Consider the following 19,548-nt stretch of genomic DNA (forward strand, 5'->3'; position numbering starts at 1 on the left):
AAAGCGTAAGATTCACATCCAATTAACACCAAAATTACAATAAACAACTACAAAACCATTCGTCAGCATTTGATTGTATTGCCCGAGAAAGGAACTCCCCTATGAATGAAACCCTACTTGCCTTAGTCGCATTCTCACCTATTGTGGTGGCTGCGATTCTATTGGTTGGTCTAAACTGGCCCGCTAAACGTGCGATGCCTATCGCATTTGCACTTACTGTGATAATTGCACTCGTGTTTTGGGATATGTCACCAACACGCGTGTTCGCCTCTATCTTCCAAGGTCTTGGCATCACAGTTTCCGTACTTTGGATTGTGTTTGGCGCTATCTTCTTACTTAACACTCTCAAACACACTGGTGCGATCACCACAATACGCAATGGCTTTACTGACATCTCTGAAGATCGTCGTGTACAAGCGATTATTATTGCTTGGTGTTTTGGCTCATTTATTGAAGGCGCTTCAGGCTTTGGTACCCCGGCTGCGATTGCCGCACCACTGTTAGTGGCGATTGGCTTCCCTGCCCTAGCGGCAGTACTCATGGGAATGATGATCCAGTCAACGCCAGTGTCATTTGGCGCAGTAGGTACACCAATTATCGTTGGAGTAAATAAGGGCTTAGATACGCATGGCATTGGTAGCGTATTGGTAGAAAATGGCTCTAGCTGGAGTGTTTACCTTCAACAAATCACCTCGAGTGTGGCGATCATTCATGCCATCGTCGGTACACTGATTCCGGTACTAATGGCAATGATGCTAACGCGCTTTTTTGGCAAAAACAAAAGTTGGCGTGAAGGTTTAGATATTTTACCGTTCGCTCTATTCGCAGGTGTGGCGTTCACCGTACCTTACGCACTAACTGGTGTTTTCTTGGGTGCAGAGTTCCCTTCACTGATTGGCGGCTTATTCGGTCTTGCGATCGTCGTTTCAGCAGCGAAAAAAGGCTTTTTGGTACCAAAGACAAAGTGGGACTTCGAATCTGAAGATAAATGGCCAGCAGAATGGCTAGGCTCTCTGAAAATCGATTTAAAAGATAATACCAACAAACCAATGAGCTTGGTGATGGCTTGGGCTCCTTACGTACTATTAGCGGTGGTATTGGTTGCCAGTCGTGTAAGTGCTGATTTTAAATCTCTGTTAACCAGTGTCAGCATTTCCTTTGCTAATATCCTGGGTGAAACTGGCATCAGCACTGCTATTCAGCCACTTTACCTACCTGGCGGTATTCTAGTATTCGTTGCTCTAGTCGCGGTATTAATGCAAGCGAAAAGCTTAAAACCACTGAGTGCGGCATTTACGGAATCGAGTAAAACTTTAATTGGTGCAGGTTTCGTACTGCTGTTCACTATTCCTATGGTACGTATCTTCATCAATTCCGGCGTTAACGGTGCGGATCTCGCCAGTATGCCAGTGACCACAGCAAACTTTGCTGCAGGTATTGTTGGCACGGCTTTCCCAGCATTAAGTGCAACGGTTGGTGCATTAGGCGCGTTTATTGCCGGCTCTAACACCGTATCTAATATGATGTTTAGCCAGTTCCAATTTGAAGTCGCACAAACGCTCACTATCTCTAGTGTCGTCGTCGTGGCACTGCAAGCTGTTGGCGCAGCCGCTGGTAATATGATTGCGATTCACAATGTGGTCGCAGCTTCGGCGACAGTTGGCTTGCTTGGTCGTGAAGGCGCAACGCTGAGAAAAACCGTGATCCCTACATTCTACTACCTAGTGATGACGGGCATTATTGGTCTTATCTTAATTTACGGTTTTCAGTTCAATGATGTGTTAATGAAATAAACCATTGCCTTCCTGCGGTGCTAAACCTCTCCCCTCACTTAGTACCGCATCAAATTTGATGCTGATGTTCATTACGTCCGACAAGACTGCGATTGTACTCTAACTTTCGTTCCCCGCGAACATCAGCATCAATTCTTTCGTTTTTGGTGCAATTACTAACCTAGCTCAATAGTTGCTTTAGCTTTCTCTGTCATGATAGTTTTATTGTCGTAACATACTGAAGCTATTGAGGTATCGATGAAAATCATTATTTTGCATGGTTTATATATGCATGGCTTAGCGATGCAGCCATTGAGTCATAAACTGCGTAAATATGGCTATTCAACACAAACCTTAACTTACAACACGGTTGCGATTGATAAGACGAAAGTTTTCCAAAAGATCGATGATGCGTTAAGCACAACTGAGCCAAATGTGCTGGTCGGACATAGCTTAGGGGGATTGATCATCAAAGCTTACCTCGAAGCAAGAAAGCCAAGCAAAGGTACCGTCAGTCATGTTATCGCGATTGGAAGCCCAATTAGAGGGGCTTCTATCGTTGAACGCATGCAGCAACTAGGGATTGGCGCCATGTTAGGCAATTCGCCTCTACATGGTTTAAACCTGCATGAAGATCAATGGCAATACCCGCAATACTTGGGCTGCATTGCTGGAACATTACCAGTGGGGGCGCGAGCGCTACTGATGATGGATAACTCAATTCTCTCTGACGGCACTGTTACCGTCGAGGAGACAAAAATTGAAGGTATGACCGATCATATTCTAAGCCCAAGTACCCACACCAGTTTGATTTACAATTCGTTCGTGCCTAAGCAAATTGACCACTTTGTTCACCACAACCGTTTTGAGCACGCCGAATGAGCTTACCCAATAGGGTATATTAGCCACAGGCAACAATCGCGTTTCGGCCGCTATTTTTCGCTCTGTATAAATTGGCATCCGCCCTTCGATTCGCTTCAACCAAGCAATTTTGTTTCACTGTGTCGGAGATACCGATACTTACAGTAATATCGATATCATGCTCTTCAAACGGCACTGAGCTATGGCTCACTGATTGCCTGATTTTCTCAGCAACTGACATGACATATTTGCGATCAGCCTGCTCCAGTATCACACAGAACTCCTCGCCGCCCTGTCGGTAAACATTTGCATTGCCAGCTAACTCAGCAATCTTTTTCGCCACAGAAGTAAGAACAACATCACCGGCATCATGGCCAAACTCATCATTAATCCTTTTAAAGTGGTCAATATCTAAGATCATGACATAAAAAGGGCTTTGTGATTTTTTCAGCTCTTGAAAACGGTGCCTTAACGCCAAGCGATTATTTACTTGAGTCAAAGTATCGATGGTTGCTAATGACTTGAGCTTTTGTTCAGTGCTAAAACGGTTCGCCTCGTAGACATGGGAAATCGCCGCAACACTCAAGTAGCTAAACGTAAAGTTGATCATTATCCCGACCGGATAGTAACGATTTTCAGGGTCGAGGATAATAAATAGAATCGAACTTTGGGTGATAAACAGCGCAATGGTGGCAATTAAACCGACTTTCTTGCCCAGCAACAAGTAGTAGATGATTGGCAGAACATATGTCCAGACAAAAATGCCCCACTTTGCGTGTTCTATAGAGGTGCCATAAACAATGATTGCGGTAATAAATGCGCTAATAATGTATTTATGCCAAGGCTTAAGCGTCTTGTTTTTAATCTGCTTGTACAGATACCAAGAATAGAGAGCATAAAGCAACTCACTAAAGGCAAGCATGTAGCTTTGTCCAATGGTGACATTACCAATGGACAATAGTAGCGCCAACGAACCAATACCGATACTCATGCCTTTGAGCACTTTGACCCGTAGAGTTGACGTGCCATCAAGCTCAAATTCATCCATCTTGCATCCCTTCAAGTTAGATTAATAGATTATCAACGAGTCACATTTCAACTCTTCGTGACAAATGTAACATATCCAAAGCGATGAAAAAGAAATAAGCGAGCTATGTATTTCACATTTTTGGAACATATGGGTTACATACAACATCAATACAGTTCTCTTAGTCACAAACCTACACGCCTTTGCCAATAGAGCATATCAAGGAACGTTTATGCATCTACTATCCGAACACTAAATTGATCTTGATTCTCAACCAATCTAGAACTAACATATCGCCATTCGACGATTAACTATTCTTTGATGTATGAACAACTGTAATTCAAGCGATTCATCGGTACTAGAAGCCTCTCCTGAGCAACTAGAGTTAGAACAGCAGTTTGCTGCACAAGCTAAAGCGTTGGCGCATCCTGCTCGAGTACGTATCTTAAAAACTCTGTTGGTGCTCGAATCTATCGGCGGCTGCTTAAACAGTGATCTTGTTTCTCAGTTAGGATTAGCGCAATCAACCGTTTCAGAACATTTACGCATTCTAAAAACAGCTGGATTGATCATCGCAGAGCCTAACCCACCAAAGATTTGTTATCGCGTTGCGCCAAGAGCAACTAAACAATTTATAGAGTTATTTGAGCAAATCACTCAATAACGACCTAGAGTTAGGGAAAAGCCCTAACTCACTCCAAAAAATTTTTCCATAAACATCGTTGTTCGACGATTAACGAAGAGAAACTTATGAATGCGACAACACAACAAATAGCGAAACCTAAAATGGGATTTCTTGATCGCTACTTAACATTGTGGATTTTCCTAGCAATGGCGATTGGCGTCGGATTGGGTGCGCTTTTTCCAGACATCGCACTTTGGAATGAGTCGATGTCTGTTGGTTCAACCAACATCCCGTTAGCCATCGGTCTAATTCTGATGATGTATCCACCACTTGCCAAAGTTGACTACAGCCTACTAGGCAAAGTGAAAAAAGATAAACAAGCGATCAAGCTATCGCTGTTTATGAACTGGATAGTCGGACCGATTCTAATGTTCATCCTCGCAATCACTTTTCTTGGTGATCATCCTGGATATATGGTCGGGATTATCCTAATTGGCTTAGCTCGCTGTATTGCGATGGTGCTAGTGTGGAATGATATCGGCGGCGGCAACAAAGAGTATGGAGCTGCACTGGTGGCGATTAACAGCGCATTCCAAATAGTTACTTACAGCTTTATGGCATGGTTGTTTATCACTGTCCTGCCACCTCTATTTGGCTTCCAAGGGTTTGCGGTTGATATCTCTATGATTGATATTGCCGAAAGCGTATTAATCTACCTAGGCATTCCTTTCTTTGCTGGTTTTATGAGCCGTAAACTATTGGTGAAAATGAAAGGTGAAGCATGGTACAACGAGCGCTTTATCCCTGCTATCTCGCCAATTACTTTGATTGCGCTACTAGCGACTATCGTGCTGATGTTTAGTCTAAAAGGTGAGATGATCCTCGAACTACCAATGGACGTGGTACGAGTGGCAATTCCGCTGACTATCTACTTTGTGGTGATGTTCTTTGTCAGTTTCTACGTTGGCAAACGTATGGGTATTGAATACGACAAAAATGCGTCCATCGCTTTCACCGCAACAGGCAATAATTTTGAGTTAGCGATTGCTGTATCTATCGCGGTATTTGGGCTTAACTCTGACCAAGCATTTGCGGGCGTGATTGGTCCACTTATTGAGGTGCCGGTTTTGATTGCGCTAGTTAACGTCGCACTTAGACTCAAGCAGCGTTACCCTGCCTTTGCTAAGGCGCAATAATAGCTAAGGGAAAATAGATACAAAAAAGAGGGCAACTGCCCTCTTTTCATATTTCATCACTTACAAAATAAGTCTTTATCGACGATGTCGCTAAACGGCATTGGTTTGAAGAAGTAAAAACCTTGGATCAAATCGATGTTCTGCTCGCGCATGAAATCAATTTCTTCTTGCTGTTCAACCCCTTCTACCACAATCTCAGCGCCCGTTGTGCGCACCAATTGGCTCGTTAAGCTAAACATTTCACGACCGTTTTTCTGATTCAAATTGAGCACTAAAGAGCGGTCAATTTTTACTTTATCAAACTCATATCGGCTTAAGTAACCAATAGAAGAATAGCCTGCACCAAAGTCATCTAACGCAATACGGATGCCTTTTTGACGTAACTCTTGCAGCACAGACCAAGTTTTCTTCTCATCTTGGATCAGGAGATCCTCAGTGATTTCAAACTCAACTTGATTGAAAGACAAACTACTTTTCGCTATTAAACCCGATACTATGGTAGCAAAGTTCTCGACTAAGAAAGTATCCGGCGAAATATTAATCGACACTTTGAAGTTCGGGTTTGTCGCCAGTGGGCTAACCTCTTCTAAAGCTTGCTTAACCACCCATAGGTCGAGTTCTGAAGTCAAACCAAGCTTAGCAAAGCTACCTAAAAACCATGGTGGGGTGATTTTCCCGTCGTAACCTTTGTGGCGAATCAACACTTCAAGCGAGTTCACGCACTCTTTATTCATATCATACTGAGGTTGATAGAAAAGTACGAAATCACCGGTCTTTTGCAATTGGCTAATCTCACGCTGAGCTGATAAATTGGCGCTCATTTGCGGTAATACGCCCATCACAGAACGGCTATTGCCAAGATCACGATAGTTAAAGAAGTTGTCGGATAGTCCCTTGGTAAACACCGCGTTACTGCCCGCCACTTTGTCCATCTGTTTGAAAAATGGCAAATAGATCGCCATACCAACCAGTACGATAACCAACTGCAAAATTGGTGCTGCAATGTCGTTACCCGTCGCCAGATAGCCGCTTATAAAAGCAGGAGTCATCCAACTAACGAAAGTCGAAACAGGGTCAACCCAACCAAGCGCAGTTGCGAGATAACCAATCGACAAACCCGCTAATGGTGTCAACAAGAAAGGGATGACCAATACTGGATTAAAAATAATCGGCAAACCAAACAAAATCGGTTCATTAATATTGAAGATACTTAACACCAGTGTCGCAACAGCGAGTGTTCGGTAGCCCTTGTTTTTGGTAAAAAGCAGCATACACAGCACAAGGCTTAACGTATTACCCGAGCCTCCCATTCCAGCATAAATATCATAAAAGTTACTGGTTAGGATCGGTAACGGATTCCCAAAGGTCGAATGCAGTTCGAAACTTTGCACAGAGAACTCGTACACTTCACTCTTAATTGGCGCCAGGATAATGTGACCATTAACCCCGATAGCCCAAAACAGATTGCGAATAAGCTCATAAAGCAATGCATCGCCAAGCGAATACTCATCCAAGCTTGGAATTAAGCGTACAACTTCGCTGAATGACTGAATCCAGCCCTTGAACAAGTATCCCGCTCCAGCATACAGCACGACCATAAAGATACATGCCCCAACTAAGTTAATGGTTTGGTCAACTACATTAGGTAGTTCACTTTCCATAAACAGTTTCTTGCGCTCTAAAATTTGGGTGGTTTTACTAACCAATAAAGGGATAAAAATCGCAAGTGGGTAGTTAGTTGGGATCATAGTGCCCGGATGTAACATCCCCCACTCGTGACCTAAAATTACATAGATCAACAATGAAGGTGTAATCACATTGGTGCGCGAGGTTTTATGTAGCGTCGCCAAAAACTGCGAGTAATACACAACCAGTAAGATTCGAAATAGCTTCCAAATTAGAGTACTTGTGAAGAGAACTTTATCTGCAAGCTCCGTCATGCCGATCAGCGTAAAGCTATTGCCCAACAGCATACAAAATGCAGACAATAAACTGATTGGTAGAAGCATCAAAAACACATTACATAAGCCGTTAACGTAACTGTTCTCAGATGTACTCGCGATAAATTGGTAAAGCGATTTTAATTTCATGTTGGGCTTTTTCTCATTATTTGCGTTTATGCAAGCCTTGCAAATAGAAACGCCGCCCCCATTCATTCCTTGTGGTGTACCTCAATATTGAGGTGGTTGGTCTATCAACAGCGCCAAACTGACAACTCATTTCTGAGCAACTTAACTTATAGGCACATAGAGTGATATATAAGCAAGCAGGCGCACGTTACTCCCAATGAAAGCAAACTTCCATTGGGATTTTTTATGGTAAAGATTAACCTTTTAACTTGCAGGGTTAATAAGCAAATCCAACATCAAACTGTTGATTTATTGCTCATTTTTAACAGGGAATCGCTCTTCATACATCACCATAAAATCTTGGCGAATAAGCTGCTCAATATGATTGGCTTGATCCGTTGGACAGAAAATCATGACGTGAATATTTTGCTCGCCAGTCGAGGTGCTATTGATATGGATATGAGGTTCTGAACCCGGCAAATCCACACCAGCGTGACGTTCAATTATTGAGTTATAGCGACGAGCTACTTCGCTAAAATCTTGGCAATGCTCCTCTATCTTGGTTGTAAGTAGTGGTAGCATTGGATAGAGATTGACGAAGTCACGTACCACGATAGAGAAATCGTGATAAACAAAGCGCTTCATGAAATTGAGATTTTTTACCGGATAGGTAAAAAACATACTGTTTGGTAAGGTCGCAGTTTTACCTGTGAAGTGATATTGCCCATGATAGAGGTCGATTTCTTGAATCACCGTCGCCATCATATTGTGCTCAATCACCTCACCACAAAGCTTACCGACTTCAATCCAGTCACCGATACGAAAAGAGCGCGAGCTCGCCCTTTGAATCGAGCCAGTAAAACACAAGATGATTTCTTTGCTCGCCACTACGACAGCAACTGCAATAGCCGTTAACGACAGAGCAAACTCGTTGATCTCCGACTGCCATAGAATAAACAACAATAGGACAATAGTGGTAAACGAACCATTTTTGGTTCGCGACATCCATTTGCGTTGATCTTCAGAAACAAAGGCCACGTCACCACGGATTTTGGACAGAGCCAAACGGCGGATCATCGAAATGAATGTAATAATTAAAACAGAAAAGACTATTTTGTGCGTGAGAAGAAAATCGATTACAACTTGTACTTTCTCCACGTGTAACTCCTGTAAGCAATGTTTGTACTTGGCATTGAGTCATTCATGCCTTGATATAGTTTTAGTTATAGCGAGCGGAAGTTATAAACTCTCCAAAACTCTCACACCATACTATCACTGTGTTGTACTCAGAAACATTCACCCCAGCTGGTAAATTTAAACTAAATCGGTCAAAAGTTTTGACATCACCAATTTGGATCATCGTATCCTTGTACTGAGCAAATGCGGTTTCGGTTTCAATAAACACCGGTGATAAGTAGAGCTTGTAGTCAGGCCCAGGCGCTAACTCGCCCATAAAAACAATTTGGGTATCGCTAATTGAGACCGAGCCTTCGCCCCAGTGAAGAAAGTCGCTGTCGATTCGTTCGCGCTGAAACTCTGCATTAAACAGGGCATGCTGTGAGATGCCCTGAATTTCTTCAAGTGCGGGGGACGCCGGTTGTGTCAGGATGGGCAATGTGTAGATACCTAGCGCAAAGCCCATAAAAGCGACGACAAGATGTGAACCTATTAGTAATAAGATTCGCATTAGAAACTCCAATATTTTAGGCACTTACCTCAAGATTAGAGCATTGTGGCACTTAGCGGTATTCTAATGCTGTTTTTTCTGACAACTTCACAATAACCTTCACAGCCTGCAGCATTCCTTCGACACTAATAAACTCGTGGATGCCGTGGAAGTTGTAACCGCCAGTGAAGATATTTGGACAAGGCAGCCCCATAAAGGATAAACGCGCGCCATCTGTACCACCGCGAATAGGCTTGATTAAAGGCTCGACATCACACTCTATCATCGCCTGTTTTGCCAGTTCGATAACATGCGGGTGAGGCTCAACCATTTCCTTCATATTAAAGTAGTTATCTGCCAGTTTGAGCTCAACTTTGCCGCGCTTTAACTCTGCGTTAAGCGAGTCAGCAATGCTCTGCATAAAGGCTTTACGCTGCTCTAAACCCTCACGTTCAAAGTCGCGGATGATGTAACCAAGTTCACTGCGTGCAACCGACATCTCAGCCGACTTCAAGTGGTAGAAGCCTTGATAGCCTTCCGTGCACTCTGGCGTTTCATCAGCTGGCATCATCATTTGAAAACGTGCCGCAATATTCATTGAGTTAACCATTTTGTCTTTGGCTGTGCCCGGATGAACATTTGTGCCATAACAGATCACATCTGCACTAGCTGCATTGAAGTTTTCAAACTCCAACTCACCAACTGGACCACCATCGATAGTGTAAGCCCACTTTGCACCAAACTTCTCAACATCAAACAAGTTGGCACCACGCCCGATCTCTTCATCCGGGGTAAAACCAATACAAATATCGCCATGTGGAATCGTTGGGTTTTCAATTAAGGTTGCTACGGCAGTGATGATCTCCGCGATGCCCGCTTTATTATCAGCACCAAGCAGTGTAGTACCATCTGTGGTGATCAAGGTATGACCGTGTAACTGATGAAGATCAGGGTATTGAACTGGAGACAGAACCTCTTCGCCTACTCCCAATGCTATATCGCCACCTTGGTAGTTTTCAACAAGCTGCGGTTTTACATTAGCACCTGAAGCATCTGGCGCTGTATCCATATGCGCAATAAACCCAATCGCAGGCACTGGGTAGTCAACATTACTTGGCAACCTCGCCATAAGGTAGCCATTTTCATCGAGTGAAACATCACTTAAGCCGAGGTTGATGAGTTCATCATGCAGTTGACGAGCAAAGACACGCTGCCCTTCACTACTTGGGCAAACAGATTGAGTTGGGTTAGATTGCGTATCAAACGTCACATAACGCAAGAAACGTGCGACCAAATTATCCATAAATACATCTCTTGATAATTAGACTGTTCAGCAGCCAAACAGATTACAGGACTCCAGTCAGGCAAAAACCATGACCATTTTCCGTCAATCATATGGTTAAAATGACAAAATGCATTGATATAAACACCCATTTCCCCGCTATAGCCAAATTAAGGACAAAAAAAAGCGCCATGACGATGGCGCTTAAAAGAATTTAGTCTTTTGATTAAAGCAGGACAAAGATACCTGCTAGGCAAGCACTCATTAAGTTTGCCAACGTACCAGCGGCAACCGCTTTCAGACCTAGGTTCGCAACTTCAGAACGACGCTCAGGCGCAATCACTCCAATCGAACCAAGCTGGATCGCGATTGAACCGATGTTCGCAAAACCACACAGAGCAAAAGTGATGATCACTTGCGAGTGCTCAGACAACAATTGCTTGTGCTCAACAAAGTCGATAAATGCTACGAACTCATTCATCACCACTTTCTGACCAATGTAAGAGCCAGCCATTAGCACTTCATTTGATGGCACACCGATAACCCATGCCAGTGGCGCAAACAAGTAGCCGAACACACCTTGTAGCGTCACACCCGTGAAACCAACAAGTTCACCTAGGTTTTCTAGCCCAGTGTTTACCATCGCAATAACAGATACGAATGCGATTAGCATGGTACCCACAGCCACCGCGACTTTCATACCATTCATCGCACCACTTGCTAGTGCATCGATAACGTTCGAGTCTTGCGCTTTATCCATCTCGATGTCTGATTGGTCCACTGGCGTGTCACGTTCAGGAACGATGATCTTGGCCATCATCAAGCTGCCCGGTGCCGCCATAAAGCTTGCCGCGATAAGGTATTTAAGGTCAACACCAAGACCAGCATAACCACCAAGCACACTACCCGCAACCGATGCCATACCACCAGCCATTACAGCAAACAGTTCAGAGCGAGTCATACGTGAAAGGAAAGGACGAACAAGAAGTGGTGATTCACCTTGAGAAAGGAAAATATTACCTGTAGCAACCAGAGATTCAGCTTTACTGGTACCCAAGAACTTTTGAATACCGCCACCGATAAACTCGATAACGCGTTGCATGATGCCTAAGTAATATAGCGCTGAGATAACCGCACTAAAGAAGATAATAATAGGAAGGACGCGGACAGCGAAGATAAAGCCGGTATTAGCAAGATCGCCAAAAAGAAATTTGATGCCTTCATCGGCAAAAGAGAGAAGACTTGCTACACCACCACTTAGACTGGATAACGCAACTTGCCCCCACGGGAAATAGAGAACTAAGGCGGCGAAACCAACCTGTAATAGCATCGCTCGCGATACTGTTTTCCAATTGATCGCCTTACGACTCTCTGACAACAGTACAGCACATCCAACTAGGACTAGGATACCGATTAAACCAAAAATCACATTCACTTAAGATCACCTTTACAAGCATTGAATTAACAGCTGGTCCTGTCCTTGGGGTCATTCACTCGTCCATGTGACGGCTTGTATTGGTAGGGTTTTTGCCCATAACCGGGCGGCAAGTATAGCGATAGAATTGATACATTCATCACATATTTTTACGCAAACGTTCAAGCGATTACTTTTTAATCACGCAAACGTTTTGATATTGAGCGGCATTTGAGGGATTTCTTGAATTAAGATCACATTCAGCACAGCAAGAGCAACTAAATGCATACTTGAGTTGGTAAAAATCAAACTTCATTTCTACCTTTAAATAAGTTAATTGATAACTCCTTACGTTCTAACACGTCAACTTGGCTACATACAAAATACAACAACCTTCTTCCCCGCTCCTCGCGGGGTCTTTTTTTTGTAAGGCTATCAATACAAACCACTAAATCGCATTTCTCTAATGAGCATAGACGGCAATAGAAACTGGTGATATGTTGAGCAGTGAGGTTAGACAAACATTACTATGGTGACGTGATGAGAATCGAAAATGCCATCTACCAACCGCACATTCAGCACAACTTAAAAGCGGCAACCAAGTTTATTGACCAAAGCTTGCAAAACCAAGGCGATCACTTAAGTGCGTCGCTTAATCAACACAACCAAATTCAAATTCGTAATCAAGACGGCGTCGTGGTTAAAACCTTTCAAGGCGAAAATGTCGTGCGCAAAATGCACCATATCGATGAGTATGTTTAAGAGCACCTTCGATACTTTGACCTATCCAGAATAGCCGATACGAAGGCTAACGGCTGCAAATTACTTTGTGCCACAGACAAAAAAGCCCTGTCGTTAACAACATGACAGGGCTGATTCTTTTAACCAATTCGCCTAACTATGGAAGACGTGACACGGCGTCTTTTATCAGTTGGATAAACTTTTCTCTATCAATATCAAAACAAATACAACCATTAGCTGCTTTGCCAAGCACATGACCATAGTCAACAACAGTGGCTCCTCTCATTATTCTTGATTCAGATAAATCCACTTCATAGTACAGTTCGCGCGTTTCAAAAATCTCCGGGCTTAACAAGTAGGCTATTGCGGTGACATCATGAAGGCGGATCTTTTTCCCTTCTTGCTCACGTCTAAACTCAGGCGTTGAAGTCTCAGAGAAGAAATCAAGCATCTCAGCGATAACCAAGCCACATTGGCTACCTGAATGCCTAAAGTATTCAATCTCCTCTTGATTGATTGTCGCCTGATGCGTGACATCAAGCCCACACATCACGATAGGCACTCCCGATGCCGACACAACTTGGGCAGCTTCAGGGTCAACATAAATATTGAACTCCGACTTTGGACTCCAGTTACCGCCAAAACACGCGCCGCCCATAAATACAATCTGCTCGATTTTGTGTTTATATTCAGGTTTTGCGAGTAGGAATAGCGCCATATTGGTCTGTGGACCCGTCACGACAAACGTCATCTTTTCATCTGGCTCAAGTGCATCGAGTAAACGAACATAGGTATCGATAAAATTCTCATCCAATGCTCGCTTTTGCGTAACTGGCAGCTCTGGTCCATCAATACCACTATCACCATGAACAGAATCGGCGATCTCTAACGCTCTCACCAAAGGCTTATCTCGACCTGCCACAACCGGGATATTACTGTCCATTAACTCCAACAGCCTTAGCGTATTATGGGTTGTTTTTTCCAGGACTTGATTACCACCAACGGTTGAAATGCATTGAATATCGAACTTATCTCGATTTCCAATCGCAAGCATAAGCGCTATTGCATCATCATGGCCAGGGTCACAATCGATAATCAGTTTTTTCATATGCCTAAAGCTCCGCTAAAAGTTCTCGTTCAAATTCGTTGAGGTTAAGTGGTGTCCCTTTCATTTTCATCTGCTTAGCAACTTGCACCACTGGCGGGGCAACAATATGACTTTGAGCCAGCACAGCTTGATCATCAAACGCGGCAAAGTTTGCCGTATCCGATAACAACTGCCCTTGTCCAAAGATCAAAATGCGATTAAATGTATTGGTGACAAAATTCATATCATGGCTGATGGTAATGAATTGAATACCTTGTTGTTGAAGACTATTTATAACCTTCATAAAGTGCTCAACTTCGAGCCAGTCTTGGTTCGCAGTCGGTTCATCTAATAGAACGAGTTGCGGATCGTTAACCAAAGCGGTGCCAAGTGTTACTAGCTTTTGTTGGCTAAACGGTATTTCTAGCGGGTGCTCTTCTAACAAATGTTCGATGCCCACTTTAGCTGCAATTTGTTTAACTTTCTCTTCTCGCTGTTTTGCATCGCGAACTTGATGCAATAAGCCAAACTCAATTTCTTTAAATACCGTTTCGTTAAAAAGTTGGTCTTTCGGGTTTTGGAAAACGAAGCCTATCGATTGTGACCATTGGTTTAACGGCTTACTCGATACCGACACCCCATCAATCAGAATCTCACCACTGCTTAAAGGCAGCATATTATTAAGCAGCTTAATAAAGGTTGTTTTCCCTGCTCCATTTTGCCCAATGATCGCTACCGACTGGTTATCTATATCGACGTTGATACCTTTTAATACCTTGATACCTTCTACGTAGGAAAATGAGACATCTTTAACTACAACATGCATTTTCTTTCTCCAAATTAGCCAGCAATTCGGTCAGCGTTATTTGTGTTTGCGGCAACTGATGATGGCGAACAAGCAACTCCGACATCGCGAGTGAGTCGTGCTTTTGTATTTTGTGTTGATAGATTGACTGATTTGCCATTACCTCTGCTGGCGAGCCAAAGTCAATCTGTTTGCCATCTTCCAGCACCAGAATGCGGTCGGAAAAACTGCACACCCTTTCCATGTTGTGATCCACAGAGATGATCGTCATCCCAGTGCTTTTTATCTTTTCAACAATTTCAAAAATCTTAATTGCACCAGCAGGGTCAAGCTGAGATGTGCAATCATCCAGCATCAGCAGTTTTGGCTTCAGTACCAAAGTTGATGCAATTGCGACACGCTGTAACTGACCTCCAGACAACTCTAATGGCGACTTACTCATTAAGTGGTGAATGCCAATTAAGTCGGCAATTTCATCAATCCGCTCTTCGATTTCTCTTACTGGGATATTTTGATTGCACAAGCCAAACGCAATCTCATGTCGAACGGTTTCCGTGGTGTATGAGATTTGGTTAAACGGGTTATCAAAAACAAAACCAATTTTGGTCGATAACTGGCTAACGCTTTTCTCCTGAGTATTCCAACCATCGATGATGATCTCACCTTTCATTTTTGAATTAGTGAAATGAGGGATCAGTCCATTAAGTGCCATCATTAGCGAAGTTTTGCCACTGCCATTCACCCCGCATAAACTAACAAATTCACCGGGTTTAACAGAGAAGCTCACATCTTTAAGGGCATCGACATGACCATTGCGTTTGTAATGCCTGATACAAAGATTTTTAACGGTTAACAGATCTTGCATATTACCCCCCTAAATTCGCAGCAACTTTTACGCAGATGAACAGCAAAAACGACACGGTTAGAAGACGTTGAATCAGCTTATCAACTTTGGACTCTTCTAAGTCATACAAGCTGGTAGTTTTTCTTGATACACCAAAAGAACGAATTTCTAAGGTGATGCTTCGTGAGTGAATATCCGACAGCGATGAAAGGATCACTGGCATTAGTATCGGGATAAATGCTTTCACTCGAGTCAGGAAGGAGCCATCCATTTTGATGCCTCGCGTTTCTTGAGCAAGACGAATCACTTCCATTTTTTGCTTGATCTGAGGAATCACGTTAATCGATGCCAAAAACAGATAGCTCACGGTCGGCGGAACGCCTTTATGGATCAGGTTAGGCATCAGTTCTTCTTGTTTAGTCGTGAATACAAATACAAACACGATCGGCAGAATGAGAGCCAGCTTACTGACAAGATTTAAGGTAATGACAATACCTTCTCGACCAACGTCCATAACGTAGCCGAAAACAGTAAATGAAAATAGCACTTCTGAGTTAGCTGGATTAACCAAGCCGTGCACCACACTCAAAAACAGAAAAATAGGTGTCAGAATGCTGACTGAAAGCTTGGTTACTTTCATTGCACAACTGGATATGGCGACAACGCAAGCAAGTAAGACAAACAGCGCTGCAATAAACAGCGGCACACTAGTGAGTAGACTTAGCATCACAAACCAAATCATAAAATAGAGCTTTGTGATCGGGTTTAGATGATTAAGCAGCCCACTACTATTTTGATAACTTAAAGATGATGTGCTCATAGTTAACCCCAAATTTAGAAATCATCAACGACACGAGTGTTCAAGTTTCGTAGGCTGTTTGGTAGTTTCTTAATCACCACTACAGCAACTAACACTGCGATTAATTTGTCTATCGATTCGATAATGAGTGTTGAGGAAAGAACAGATTTAATAATGCTATCTGTCGCGGCCATAAATGTTGCGGTCAGTACCGATGCTCCCGTCGCTCCAGTGATCCCGCCAAAGACAATGATTGAAACAAATGAAGCGGTAATAGTGGAGGCAATAACCAACAACGCCCAAGGTATAAATGAATGCGGAATATCATCAAACCAGCCTTTTTTGGCGCAAAAACCGATGATAAGCGCATTAACAATGCCGACGACCATAAAAGGAAAATAGATTGGGTTAACAAACATTCCTTGGAATACCGCAGAAAAAATCGCAACCGCAACAGCGACCAACCAGCCACCTAAAACTCCCGCAATCGTGGTGCCGATTAAATCAAGGAAAACCGGCAACTTAAGCGTACTTGCGGCAAAGTTACCAACAAGGTTGATACCAACAGCAATGGGAATCAACACCAAAGCCGATGTGTTTAATTGTTCTTTAAGCATCTTAATCATGACTATGTCCTTTTTGTAGTTAACGCATTGCGACCTCAGAAAGATGTCTGTCCTTATGGAAAGCTTCTATGTCGTGCCTACTTGGGATTGAACTATAAGCACCATCTTTTGTTACACAAATTGCTGCAGCGCACTGAGCTAGAGCTATCGCTGCTTCTATGTCGTAGCCGATGGCTAGATAGCCAACCAGCACACCATTGAATGTATCTCCCGCCGCCGTGGTATCTTTTACCTCCACTTGATAGCTTTGGTATCGCTGAGCTTTACCTTTGGTGCTATACCAAACCCCTTGCGAACCAAGTGTGATAATCACTTGCTCAATGCCCAATTGGTGGAAGTGGTCGCTCGCCTCAATCAGGCTCTTTTCATCGCTGACCTTAATACCTGTTAAAATTTCTACTTCCGTTTCATTTGGCGTAATCAAATCGACTTGGTTTAAAAGACCGAGGGGAAGCTTTTGCGCAGGCGCGGGATTAAGCACCACTTTGGTGTTATTCTCTTTGGCAATATTGATAGCGGCTTCGATACCATCTATTGGCGTTTCAAGTTGTAAAAGCACATAGTCGCTTTCTGCGATAGCTTGGCTAAAGCCCATGATGACCTGCGGATCGAGTAAGGCGTTCGCTTGAGCTGAAATAGTGATGCTGTTTTCACCGCTTGTTTCGACATTAATCAGCGCCACACCAGTATTGAGATGTTTAATCGTGGTGATACCTTGCGTGGTGCAGCCCAAAGCATGGATTTTCTCAACCAAATCTTCACCGTGAGTATCACCACCCACACAAGCGATAAACATGGATTGCGAGGTAATGTTGCCAGCAGCAAAAGCCTGATTTGCCCCTTTTCCTCCGAGCACACATTGATAAAACTGGCTGGAAACTGTTTCCCCTGGATGCGGGAAGCGATCAACTTTCATAACGTGATCGACATTGACACTGCCGACAACAACAACTTTATGTTTGTGATTTTGTACATCCATAATTGCTCTCACTGTTAGACCAACTTTTAAAACCGATAGCCTAGCTAGGCTAAACAAGAAATTTTCTTTTCTGCGAATGTCGTTTTAATGTATTTCGACGCCTCATGCGCAGACTGGTAAAAACCTTTCCCTTGAACCAATTTGGCAGCGAAACATCCGACAAAAGAGTCATTAATCATTGTCTCATCCATACAGATCATTCCTTGGTTCTCAATCACTTCGACCTGTTCTTCGCTATATAGCCAAAAACTCTTATCAGAACCGATAACAATAATTTGCTTAACACCTGACGCGCTAATCGCCTTAATTGCATCAGTAATTGACGCGTTTGGTTGACTATCTAAATTGGCAATTTGAAGTATTTCACGCTCATCTGCGATTAAAGTATCCACATACTTTAATAACTGCATTGCATATGGTCGAAATGGTGACGCGTTCAATATGGTTGGAATCGCTTTTTGATGCGCATTTCTAAGTACGCCCTCAGTTGCACCCTGGTTATTTTCAAGTTGAACTAAAAGTAAATCATGGTTATTTATCAGTTCACAACACTCATAAAGCTCTCTTTCATTTATTTGCTCGTTCGCGCCGAGATAAACTGAAATATTATGCTTACCATCACTTTCTCTAACCTGAATCTGTGCTAACCCCGTAGAATAATCACCACTCTCTAAAATAAACAACCTATCGAAGTTCATATTCTTTAGAGTTGTTTTTGCGTAGCTATTTAAATGATCATTTCCGACCTTAACTAATAATGTAACGTGAACATCATTCTTATTTGCCACAACTGCTTGGTTAGTGCCTTTACCTCCTGAAGTTCTTGTTACCTGATTCGCTCTTACGGTTTCACCGGGCTCAGGAAAATGAGGAATATATGACGTAATATCGACATTAAAGCTGCCAAAGACAAACAGCTTGCCTGTTCGTTTTTGCTCGAAATGAACCACTTTATTGAACAAATCAGAAGTGATGACATTCACTATCGCAGAACCAATATCAGCGTTTGATTTCGCGCCACCATGAAAGCGCGTAATCATGTCTGAACGTTCTAGTTCTTTGAGATCAAGACGAATAGTTTTTGAGGTACAGTCTAGTTGCTTAGCAAGGCTATCAATAGTAACTCGACCTTTATCTTTGAGCTCATCAAGGATGAACTTTCTTCTTTCAATCTTAGTCAATGCACTCATACGATAAACCTCAACGGCAACGTTATGACATTAATCTAAACGTTATCCTGTTTATCTGTCTGTGATTACTAACAAAGAAAGTGAACCAATATAAACATTAAGGTTTATATGAGAATGATTTACAATAAAGTGAACTTAACTTTATTACATCCATATTAATTATTTATCGAAAAACCATATGAATACATACGGCAATTCATCCATCCGTCAAATAACCAAAACAGAATATATCTACAATATTTTGGCTAGAAATCACAAATAAGCTAAGTAACTTAAATATGTTTTATAACACTCTTTATATTTTACATATGAAAATGCCCCAATATTAATTGGGGCATTTTTTATAACAAGTGTTACCGACTACTCTCTACGTTCGAACTTTATTATTCCCAATCGAGAATAACTTTGCCTGACATGCCTGAGCGCATAATGTCGAAGCCTTGCTGGAAATCATCTACCTTGAATTGGTGAGTTATGATTGGCGTCAAATCTAGACCCGATTGGATAAGGCTTGCCATCTTGTACCAAGTTTCGAACATGTCTGGCGAACCATGAGAAAACCACG

General features: G+C 42.7%; 18 protein-coding genes and 1 pseudogene. 5 read left to right on the forward strand and 14 right to left on the reverse strand.

Annotated features, from left to right (window positions below; translation table 11 throughout):
- Positions 1-101: 101 nt before the first annotated feature.
- Positions 102-1,793 carry an L-lactate permease gene (locus DPF93_RS18890; RefSeq protein WP_114767600.1) on the forward strand — a complete coding sequence of 564 codons (1,692 nt, stop codon included), beginning with the start codon at positions 102-104 and terminating at the stop codon, positions 1,791-1,793.
- Between the two features lie 237 nt (positions 1,794-2,030).
- A complete protein-coding gene (locus DPF93_RS18895; RefSeq protein WP_114767601.1) occupies positions 2,031-2,654 on the forward strand; it encodes an esterase/lipase family protein in 624 nt (207 codons plus the stop codon).
- Between the two features lie 19 nt (positions 2,655-2,673).
- Here DPF93_RS18895 and DPF93_RS18900 read toward each other — a convergent pair whose 3' ends face one another.
- A complete protein-coding gene (locus DPF93_RS18900; protein WP_114767602.1) occupies positions 2,674-3,681 on the reverse strand; it encodes a GGDEF domain-containing protein in 1,008 nt (335 codons plus the stop codon).
- Positions 3,682-3,985: 304 nt separating this feature from the next.
- Between DPF93_RS18900 and DPF93_RS18905 the strand changes: the two genes are divergently transcribed.
- Positions 3,986-4,324, forward strand: coding sequence for an ArsR/SmtB family transcription factor (locus DPF93_RS18905; protein WP_114767603.1), 339 nt, complete (start codon positions 3,986-3,988; stop codon positions 4,322-4,324).
- A gap of 86 nt (positions 4,325-4,410) precedes the next feature.
- A complete protein-coding gene (gene arsB / locus DPF93_RS18910; protein ID WP_114767604.1) occupies positions 4,411-5,481 on the forward strand; it encodes an ACR3 family arsenite efflux transporter in 1,071 nt (356 codons plus the stop codon).
- A 56-nt stretch (positions 5,482-5,537) separates the two neighbouring features.
- Here arsB and DPF93_RS18915 read toward each other — a convergent pair whose 3' ends face one another.
- The 5 genes from DPF93_RS18915 to DPF93_RS18935 all read right to left on the reverse strand — a co-directional run bounded on the left by DPF93_RS18915 (position 5,538) and on the right by DPF93_RS18935 (position 11,933).
- Entirely contained in the window at positions 5,538-7,571 is a 2,034-nt protein-coding gene (locus DPF93_RS18915; RefSeq protein ID WP_114767605.1) for an EAL domain-containing protein, read from the reverse strand.
- A 288-nt stretch (positions 7,572-7,859) separates the two neighbouring features.
- Positions 7,860-8,708: a mechanosensitive ion channel family protein gene (locus DPF93_RS18920; protein WP_114767606.1), complete on the reverse strand. Its 849-nt coding sequence runs from the start codon at positions 8,706-8,708 to the stop codon at positions 7,860-7,862.
- Between the two features lie 61 nt (positions 8,709-8,769).
- Positions 8,770-9,237: a DM13 domain-containing protein gene (locus DPF93_RS18925; RefSeq protein WP_114767607.1), complete on the reverse strand. Its 468-nt coding sequence runs from the start codon at positions 9,235-9,237 to the stop codon at positions 8,770-8,772.
- Positions 9,238-9,289: 52 nt separating this feature from the next.
- Complete coding sequence (pepT, locus tag DPF93_RS18930; RefSeq protein ID WP_114767608.1) at positions 9,290-10,519, reverse strand: peptidase T; 1,230 nt, start codon at positions 10,517-10,519, stop codon at positions 9,290-9,292.
- Between the two features lie 205 nt (positions 10,520-10,724).
- Positions 10,725-11,933 carry a NupC/NupG family nucleoside CNT transporter gene (locus DPF93_RS18935; protein ID WP_114767609.1) on the reverse strand — a complete coding sequence of 403 codons (1,209 nt, stop codon included), beginning with the start codon at positions 11,931-11,933 and terminating at the stop codon, positions 10,725-10,727.
- 519 nt (positions 11,934-12,452) lie between these two features.
- Here DPF93_RS18935 and DPF93_RS18940 point away from each other — a divergent pair.
- The gene (locus tag DPF93_RS18940; RefSeq protein ID WP_114767610.1) at positions 12,453-12,674 is read left to right on the forward strand and encodes a hypothetical protein; all 222 of its coding nucleotides are present in this window, start codon (positions 12,453-12,455) and stop codon (positions 12,672-12,674) included.
- A 136-nt stretch (positions 12,675-12,810) separates the two neighbouring features.
- Here the strand turns inward: DPF93_RS18940 and DPF93_RS18945 are convergent, their stop codons facing one another.
- The 8 genes and pseudogenes from DPF93_RS18945 to tdh form a co-directional block, all read right to left on the reverse strand.
- Positions 12,811-13,761 (reverse strand): nucleoside hydrolase, encoded by a 951-nt coding sequence (locus DPF93_RS18945; RefSeq protein ID WP_114767611.1) that lies wholly within the window; start codon positions 13,759-13,761, stop codon positions 12,811-12,813.
- Positions 13,762-13,765: 4 nt separating this feature from the next.
- Entirely contained in the window at positions 13,766-14,566 is an 801-nt protein-coding gene (locus DPF93_RS18950; protein WP_114767612.1) for an energy-coupling factor ABC transporter ATP-binding protein, read from the reverse strand.
- Positions 14,550-15,410 carry an energy-coupling factor ABC transporter ATP-binding protein gene (locus DPF93_RS18955; RefSeq protein WP_114767613.1) on the reverse strand — a complete coding sequence of 287 codons (861 nt, stop codon included), beginning with the start codon at positions 15,408-15,410 and terminating at the stop codon, positions 14,550-14,552. Before DPF93_RS18955 ends, DPF93_RS18950 begins: the two co-directional genes overlap by 17 nt.
- 1 nt (position 15,411) lies before the next feature.
- Positions 15,412-16,209 (reverse strand): energy-coupling factor transporter transmembrane component T family protein, encoded by a 798-nt coding sequence (locus DPF93_RS18960; RefSeq protein WP_114767614.1) that lies wholly within the window; start codon positions 16,207-16,209, stop codon positions 15,412-15,414.
- A gap of 14 nt (positions 16,210-16,223) precedes the next feature.
- Entirely contained in the window at positions 16,224-16,814 is a 591-nt protein-coding gene (locus DPF93_RS18965; protein ID WP_114767615.1) for an ECF transporter S component, read from the reverse strand.
- Between the two features lie 19 nt (positions 16,815-16,833).
- Positions 16,834-17,793: a ribokinase gene (gene rbsK, locus DPF93_RS18970; protein ID WP_114767616.1), complete on the reverse strand. Its 960-nt coding sequence runs from the start codon at positions 17,791-17,793 to the stop codon at positions 16,834-16,836.
- 44 nt (positions 17,794-17,837) lie between these two features.
- Positions 17,838-18,983, reverse strand: coding sequence for a PfkB family carbohydrate kinase (locus tag DPF93_RS18975; RefSeq protein ID WP_114767617.1), 1,146 nt, complete (start codon positions 18,981-18,983; stop codon positions 17,838-17,840).
- Between the two features lie 383 nt (positions 18,984-19,366).
- Positions 19,367-19,525: pseudogene (gene tdh, locus DPF93_RS18980) on the reverse strand (L-threonine 3-dehydrogenase); the annotation flags it as partial.
- Positions 19,526-19,548: the final 23 nt, after the last annotated feature.

This window comes from Vibrio rhodolitus, from assembly GCF_003350325.1.
In the GTDB taxonomy this organism is placed as follows: Bacteria; Pseudomonadota; Gammaproteobacteria; order Enterobacterales; family Vibrionaceae; genus Vibrio; species Vibrio rhodolitus.